The sequence below is a fragment of the Kitasatospora sp. NPDC057595 genome (assembly GCF_042800875.1).
GTDB lineage: Bacteria > Actinomycetota > Actinomycetes > Streptomycetales > Streptomycetaceae > Kitasatospora.
Window position 1 is genome coordinate 214,381 of sequence record NZ_JBHVGL010000016.1, and the last position, 6,781, is coordinate 221,161.

Annotated in this window: 5 protein-coding genes; all 5 read right to left on the reverse strand. The window is 74.2% G+C overall.

The annotated features are described in order from the left end of the window. Positions 1-66: 66 nt before the first annotated feature. On the reverse strand, positions 67-1,671 hold the full coding sequence (locus tag ACFU9E_RS23875) for a GMC oxidoreductase (RefSeq protein WP_380687445.1): 1,605 nt from the start codon (positions 1,669-1,671) through the stop codon (positions 67-69). Positions 1,672-1,790: 119 nt separating this feature from the next. Continuing rightward, positions 1,791-1,991: a ferredoxin gene (locus ACFU9E_RS23880; protein WP_380687441.1), complete on the reverse strand. Its 201-nt coding sequence runs from the start codon at positions 1,989-1,991 to the stop codon at positions 1,791-1,793. An 8-nt stretch (positions 1,992-1,999) separates the two neighbouring features. Then, the gene (locus tag ACFU9E_RS23885) at positions 2,000-3,094 is read right to left on the reverse strand and encodes a cytochrome P450 (protein ID WP_380687439.1); all 1,095 of its coding nucleotides are present in this window, start codon (positions 3,092-3,094) and stop codon (positions 2,000-2,002) included. 425 nt (positions 3,095-3,519) lie between these two features. After that, the gene (locus ACFU9E_RS23890) at positions 3,520-6,258 is read right to left on the reverse strand and encodes an ATP-binding protein (RefSeq protein WP_380687437.1); all 2,739 of its coding nucleotides are present in this window, start codon (positions 6,256-6,258) and stop codon (positions 3,520-3,522) included. Next, on the reverse strand, positions 6,230-6,547 hold the full coding sequence (locus ACFU9E_RS23895) for a helix-turn-helix transcriptional regulator (protein WP_380715329.1): 318 nt from the start codon (positions 6,545-6,547) through the stop codon (positions 6,230-6,232). The genes ACFU9E_RS23890 and ACFU9E_RS23895 overlap by 29 nt, the downstream gene beginning before the upstream one ends. Between the last annotated feature and the right edge of the window lie 234 nt (positions 6,548-6,781).

A 6,781-nucleotide genomic window follows, 5' to 3' on the forward strand; every position in this document is an offset into this window, starting at 1 on the left:
AGAACCGTGCTTTTCCGCACGGACGCAGCGCCGCGCCCGGGAGGAAATCCGCCGAGGCCGGCCGGCCTAGACGACCGTGATGTCCTGCTGGATGATGCGCTCGATATTGCGCTCGGCGAGCGCGGTGATGGTCACGAAAGGATTGACGCCGATCGATCCCGGAATCAGCGAACCGTCGGTGACGTAGAGGTTCTGGTAACCGGCGACCCGGCCGTACGCGTCGGTCGCCTTTCCGAGCACGCAGCCGCCGAGCGGGTGGTAGCAGAAGTCGTCGGCGAAGTTCTTCGCCGAGCCGCCGAAGAGGTCGTAGCGGTACATCGTGACGTTGGCCGCGTTGATCCGGTCGAACAGCGACTTGGCGGCGGCCACGGCGGGCGCGTTCTGGGCGCGGGTCCACTGGAGCTTCGCCCGGTCGGTGGCGGCGTCGTAGACGAAGGTGCCGCGCTGGGGGTTCTTGGTGATCGCCAGGTAGAGGCTGACCCAGGTCTCCAGGCCGGCCGGCATCGGCGCGATCTCGGCGAAGACCGGGGCGGCCGCGTTGTCCCAGTCGTCGATGCCCATCGCGGGGATCGAGGACTGGCGGGCGCCGGTGGTGTCCCACAGGTGGTTGGCGCGCGCGGTCATGATGTTGCCGTTGGGCCCCCAGCCGGCCCCGATCTCGGCGTTGAGGTTCGGCAGCGTGCCGGTGTCGCGGGCGCGCAGCAGCAGTTCGGTGGAGCCGAGGCTGCCGGCACCCAGGAAGAGGTGGCGACAGGAGACCTGCCTGGTCTCCAGGACCTTCCCGGCGGTGTCGATCCGGTCCACGCCGAGCAGGTAGGTGCCGTCCGCCTGCCGGGTGATCGTCCGCACCCGGTGCAGGGTCTGGATGGTGACCTTGCCGGTGCCGAGCGCGGCGGCCAGGTAGGTCTTGTCCAGGCTCTGCTTGCCGTGGTTGTTGCCGTAGATGACCTCGCCGGCCAGCGCGGACTTGGGCGCGGTGCCGGCCGCCTCCTGCTGCATGTGGCCGAAGTCGTAGACGTTGGGCACGAACACGGTGCCCAGGCCCGCCCGGGCGGCGGCCGCCCGCGAGACCCTGGCGTACTGGTACCACTCGGTCTGCTCGAACCAGTCCTTCGGGATGTGGTTCACCTTGAGCATGGTGTTGGCGCGCGGGAAGTACCGCGCGTACATCTCGGCGGCGTCGACCTGCGGGAGCACCTCCTCGAAGTAGCTGCGCCGCGGCTGCACGGCCATGCCGCCGTTGACCAGCGAGCCGCCGCCGACGCCGCGCCCCACGTAGACGGACATCTGGTCGTAGGCGACCCGGTCCAGCACGCCGGCGTAGGACTCGATGTCGCGGTTGACCACGTCGAGCCAGAGGAAGGAGCCCAGCGGGGCCTCGGTGCGGGTCTTGAACCAGCTGGAGCGCTTGTCCGGGCTGAGCATCCCGCAGTGGACGTTGCCGTCCGGGCCGGGCTGGTTCCACAGCTGGCCCATCTCCAGCATCAGCGTCTGGACACCGGCCTCGCCGAGGCGCAGCGCGGAGACCGCCGCACCGTAGCCGGTGCCGATCACCACCGCCGGCACGAAGGTGGCGCCGGTGCCGGAGGAGGAGGCCGGGGCGGCGAAGGCGCGCCGGCCGGTGGCGATCGTGGTGGTGCCGCTGAGGGCGGCGGCGCTCAGCGCTGCCATGCCGAGCAGGCGGCGACGGGACAGGCTCTGGTTCTCGGACACGCTCTCGGTACCTGGCCTTCCGACCCGGGGAACCGGGTCCTCGTGGAAACGGGGTCTGGGCGTTCGGCCGCCGGCGTTCAGCCGTTCTCGTGCACCGTGATGGCCGTGCACGGGCAGCGGTGCGCGGCCTCCCGGACGGCGGGGTGGAGGGCGGCGGGCGGCTCGGGGTCGAGCAGGACGACGGTGCCGTCCGCGTCGTCCTGGTCGAACACCTCGGGCGCGGTCAGCGTGCACATGCCCGAGCTGCAGCAGAGGTCCTCGGAGATCTCGATCCGCATCGGACGGGCTACCAGGCCACCGGGAGTCGGTAGACGCCGTAGACCTGCATGTCGTGGCGGAGTCCGACCTCCTCGGCCGGCACGGCCAGGCGCAGCCCGGGGAAGCGGCGCAGCAGCGCGGTCAGGCCGGAGCGCAGCTCGATCCGGGCGAGCTGCTGGCCCAGACACTGGTGGACGCCGTGGCCGAAGGCGAGGTGGTTGGCCATCTCCCGGGTGATGTCCAGGTCCTCGGGGTCGGGGTAACGCTCGGGGTCGCGGTTGGCCGCCGCCAGGGAGATCATGACCACCTCGCCGGCCTTGATCAGGGTGCCGTCGATCTCGACGTCCTCCAGCGCGGCGCGCGTCGGGCCGTGGTGCACGATGCTCAGGTAACGCAGCAGTTCCTCCACCGCGCCCTCCACGAGCGAGGGGTCGGCGCGCAGCGCGGCCAGCTGCTCGGGGTGGTTGAGCAGGGCGAAGGTGCTCAGACCGATCTGGTTGGCGGTGGTCTCGTGCCCGGCGACCAGCAGCAGGAAGGCGATCGAGGTGACCTCCTCGTCGGTGAGGTCGCCCTCACCGGTGATCAGGCCGCTGAGCAGGTCGTCGCCGGGCTCGGCCCGCTTCGCCAGGACCAGGCCGTACAGGTACGAGCCGAGGCTGCCGAAGGCCGCCGTGACGTCCTCGATGGAGGCGCCGAAGCTGCTCCACACCTCGGCGTCGTGGTGGAACTTGGCGCGGTCCTCGTAGGGCACGCCGAGCAGTTCGGTGATCACCAGGGTGGGGATCGCCAGCGCGAAGTGCTCGAAGAGGTCGGCCGGGGAGCCGATCCGCTCCATCTCGTCCAGCCGCTCCTCGATGATCCGCTCGATCCACTCGGTGAGCAGGCGCATCCGGCGGACGGTGAACTGGCCGACGAGCAGCTTGCGGTAGCGCTGGTGCTCGGGGGCGTCGTGCTGGATGAACATGCCGGGCGGGGCCGCCGGCGATTCCTCCAGCACCGCGGAGCGCGGAACCGGCGGGTGCTTGAGTTCGCCCCGGGCACTGAACCGGGAATCGGAGAGCACCGCCCGGGCGGTGGAATATCCGGTCACCAGCCAGCCGAGGTGGCCGTCCGCGAATGCCATCCGGGATATCGGGGCCGCTTCCCGCAGTTTCCGGATCTCGGCCGGCGGATTGAAGAATCCCTCGCGGACCGTCGTGAAAGTCGTGGGCTGTGCCGCGGTCATGTTTCGCCTTCCAGGAGTTCCCGAAGATTCGCACGGGCACGGGGGCCGCCTCACCCCGTGCCGCAATGTGCCGTGTCAGCCGCGGTCATGACACTATGAAGGCGAAAGGAAGACTGTCAACGAAATCCAATACCCGCGGCACTAACCCTGTGGAGGCGGCGCCGGGGTTCGGTTACCCGGGGGTTCGGCGGGGACTTCGGTTCGGTTCGGTACGGTCGGTGGACGGTGTGACCTGGGCCGCTTCGGTTCGGTACGGTCGGCCGCGGGGCGGCCCGGCGCGCTCCGGTGCGGTACGGCCCCGGGGTGACCGGGGTCCCACCGGCTCAGGCCGGCGGCCCCGCGTCACTCGGCAGCAGGTGCGCCACCCCGGCGAGTTCGGCCCGCCCCGCGACGTCCAGCTTGCGGTAGGCCTGGGTCAGGTGCTTCTCGACCGCCCGCGTGCTCACCTCCAGCCGGCCGGCGATCTCCTTGTTGGACACCCCCTGGGCGGCGAGCGCGGCGACCCGGCGCTCGGCCCGGGTCAGCGTGGCCGGCCCCAGCGACTGGGCCAGCTCCCGCAGTTCACGCGCGGCCAGGTCCGCCAGCCGGGGCGCGCCACCGGTCAGCGCCTGCTCCCGGCCCCGGCGCAGGTGCGCCTCGGCCTCCGGCTGCCCCTGCGCCCGCAGCCGCCGGCCGAGCAGCACGCCGGTCCTGGCCCGTTCCATGCCGTTGACCGCCCCTTCCAGGGTGGCCAGCGAGGCCCGCAGCAGTTCGATGCCGCCCTCGCCCTCGGTCAGTTCGCCCTTGACCCGCTGCGCCCGTCCGATCGGCCCGGGCGCGCCCCAGGCCAGTGCCCGGGCCAGTTCCTCGTCGACCAGTTCGTGGGCCCGGGCGCCCTGGCCCATCCGCAGCCACAGGCCGGCCGCCCAGGTCCGCCAGGGGACCACCGCGGGGTTGCGCCAGTCGGCCCGCTCGACCGAACGCCCCCAGTCCAGCACGTACTCCAGCGCGGTGGGCAGGTCGCCGCGGGCCGCCGCGCCCGAGGCGCGCACCAGTTGCAGCATCGAGGGACTGTGGCCGTGGTCGATGCTCTCGCCGTAGGCCTCCAGCAGGCGCTCCGTCAGCTCGCCGTCGGTGGTCTCGATGGCGGCCCGGACCACGGCGGCCATCGACTGGATCGGCGCCCACCGCGCCGCCCCCAGCTCCAGCACCTCGCGCGCCTGCGCCCGGGCCCGGGCGAACAGGCCCTGAGCCACCAGCAGTTGGGTGAGCTCCAGGCCGATGAGCGCCTGCGGCACGGGGGCCCGCTCGCGGCGGGCCGCCTCCCCGGCGGCCTCCAGCCAGGGGCCGAGGGTCTCGATCGAGTCCGCCGCGATCAGGGTGTCGGTCAGCAGCGGCAGAGTGGTGTACACATGGGCCGGCGAGGCGGGCTCGTAGCACAGGATCCGGTTCGCCAGCGGGGCGACCTCCGCGGCGGTCAGCCGCTGGGCCACGGTGGCGCCGTGCAGCAGGACGGTGACCAGCTCGCGCTCGGCCGCCGTCTCCAGCGGCGGCGTGGGGCCGAGCGCGCGCAGCCGCTCGACGGAGCCGGCGAGCAGTCCGGGGCCGGCCACCGTCACGTGCCGCAGCCGCGCCTCGATCCGCAGGGCCGGTTCGCGGTCGCCGTCGGCCGGCGCGGGCGCCCCGGCCAGCTCCTCGGCCGCCTTCGCGACCAGTTCGACGCTGGGCGGCGGGCAGCCGCCGAGCAGCGCGGGAGGCAGCCACCGTACCGCCAGGGCCCGTTGCTCGGCCGACGGGAGCAGCAGCAGGGCCTGTACGACGTGCCGCATGGCCGCCGCCGGATCGAAGGTCCGTTCGATGGCGGCCAGGTCCAGCAGCAGGGCGGCCCGCTCCGGTCCGGTCGCCGCCCCGTCCAGCAGCACCCGCCGCAGGTAGCGCGCGGCCTCCGCCGGCGCGGCCCGGCGCACCGCCGCCACCGCGGCCGAGCGCAGGACCTCGGCCGCCCAGCCGTCCTGGCACCAGGTGGTGGCCAGCAGCTGGGCCGCCGCCCGCTCGACCGGGTAGCCCGCTTCGTGGAGCAGGACGGCGGCGCGACGGCGGCTGTCCTCCTGCTCCGCCGGGGACATCGACTCCTCGACCGTCTCCCGGACGTACCGGTGGACGAAGTTCAGCGTCCGGCCGCGGCTCAGCAGGCCGAGGCGGCACAGCACCCCGACCGCCTCGGAGCAGCCGGTGCCGTCGAGCCCGGCCAGCCGGCCCGCGAGTTCCGGGTCCGCGTCCTCGCCGAGCACGGCGAGCGCCTTCGCCAGGGCGCCGACGGGTGCGGGCTGGGCCGCCAGCGCGACGAGCAGCCGCTCGCGCACGGCCGGCAGCCGCAGCCCCGCCACCGCCTCCACCGGGTCGGCGAACACACCGCCCGCCTCGACCAGCTCGGCCAGCACGGCGGTCAGCAGCATCGGGTTGCCGGCGCAGGCCTCGTGGCAGGCGGCGGCCAGCGCCGGGTCCGCCAGCCGGTCCAGCCGATCGGCCACCAGCGCCGCCGTGTCCGCCGCGAGGAGCGGTTCCAGCCGCAGGACCTGCGAGGCGCTGTCGGACAGCGCGTGGATCCGCGGCTGCTCCGCGTCCGGATCGCCGTCGCGGACGGCGACGACGAGCAGGATGCCCAGGCTCGCCAGCCGCCGCGCCAGCCGGCCGAACCAGCGCAGCGAGTCGGCGTCGGCCCACTGGAGGTCGTCCACCAGGAGCAGCAGCGGCTCGCGGGCGCTGAACCCGGCCACCGAGGCGAGCAGTTCCGCGAAGAACCGGGCGTCGTGCGGCGGTTCCAGGGCCGCCCCGGGCAGCAGCGGCTCCAGCAGCTGGTCCACCACCCCGAGGGGCAGCTCGCGTTCCAGGACGGCCCCGCTGGCGCTGAGCACCCGCAGACCGCGCCGGCGCGCGAGCGGCGGCAGCGCCCTCAGCAGCGCCGTCCGGCCGGTCCCGATCCCGCCGGTGACGACGAGCAGCGAGCCCCGGCCCCGCCCGGCCGCCTCCATCGCCGCGGTGAGTGCGGCGAGTTCACGCCGCCGGCCGAACAGGCGCGCCATCCTCGGTCCTTTCGTCGCGTCCCGGCACCGGGGCCGGCTCCGAGGCCAGTGCCGGGGCCAGCTCCGGCCGCCCGGATATGCCCAACTTGCGGTAGGCCTTGGTCAGATGAAGTTCGACGGTGCGAAGCGTCACCGAGAGTTCGGCGGCGATGGCGCGGTTGGCCAGTCCTTCGGCGGCGAGCGCGGCGACGCGCCGCTCGGCGGTGGTCAGCGCCGGCCGGCCCGGCCGCGCCTCCGCATCCGGTTCTGCTCCGGGTCGCGGCCGCGGCCGGCCGGCTGCCGGGGGCACCGCGGCCCCCGGCGCGGGCCGCCCCGTCCGCCCCGCCCGAGCAACCGGACCCGCCGGCGCGCGACCGCTCCTCAGCAGACCGTCGATGCTCCCCGGTCCCGACACCGCCGCCACCCCCATCGCGACCAGCGCCTGCCGGTACTGCCAGCTCGCGGGTTCGCCCCCGGCCGGGTGCCCGGCCCCGGGATCCGCCGTACGCGCCCGCGCGGGCGCCGCCGGGCCGGGGCCCCGGCC

Excerpts from the sequence above, each read along its gene's own strand:
- ACFU9E_RS23875 (WP_380687445.1), bottom strand. The coding sequence starts at position 1,671 with ATGGCAGCGCTGAGCGCCGCCGCCCTCAGCGGCACCACCACGATCGCC.
- ACFU9E_RS23880 (WP_380687441.1), bottom strand. The coding sequence starts at position 1,991 with ATGCGGATCGAGATCTCCGAGGACCTCTGCTGCAGCTCGGGCATGTGC.
- ACFU9E_RS23885 (WP_380687439.1), bottom strand. The coding sequence starts at position 3,094 with ATGGCATTCGCGGACGGCCACCTCGGCTGGCTGGTGACCGGATATTCC.
- ACFU9E_RS23890 (WP_380687437.1), bottom strand. The coding sequence starts at position 6,258 with ATGGCGCGCCTGTTCGGCCGGCGGCGTGAACTCGCCGCACTCACCGCG.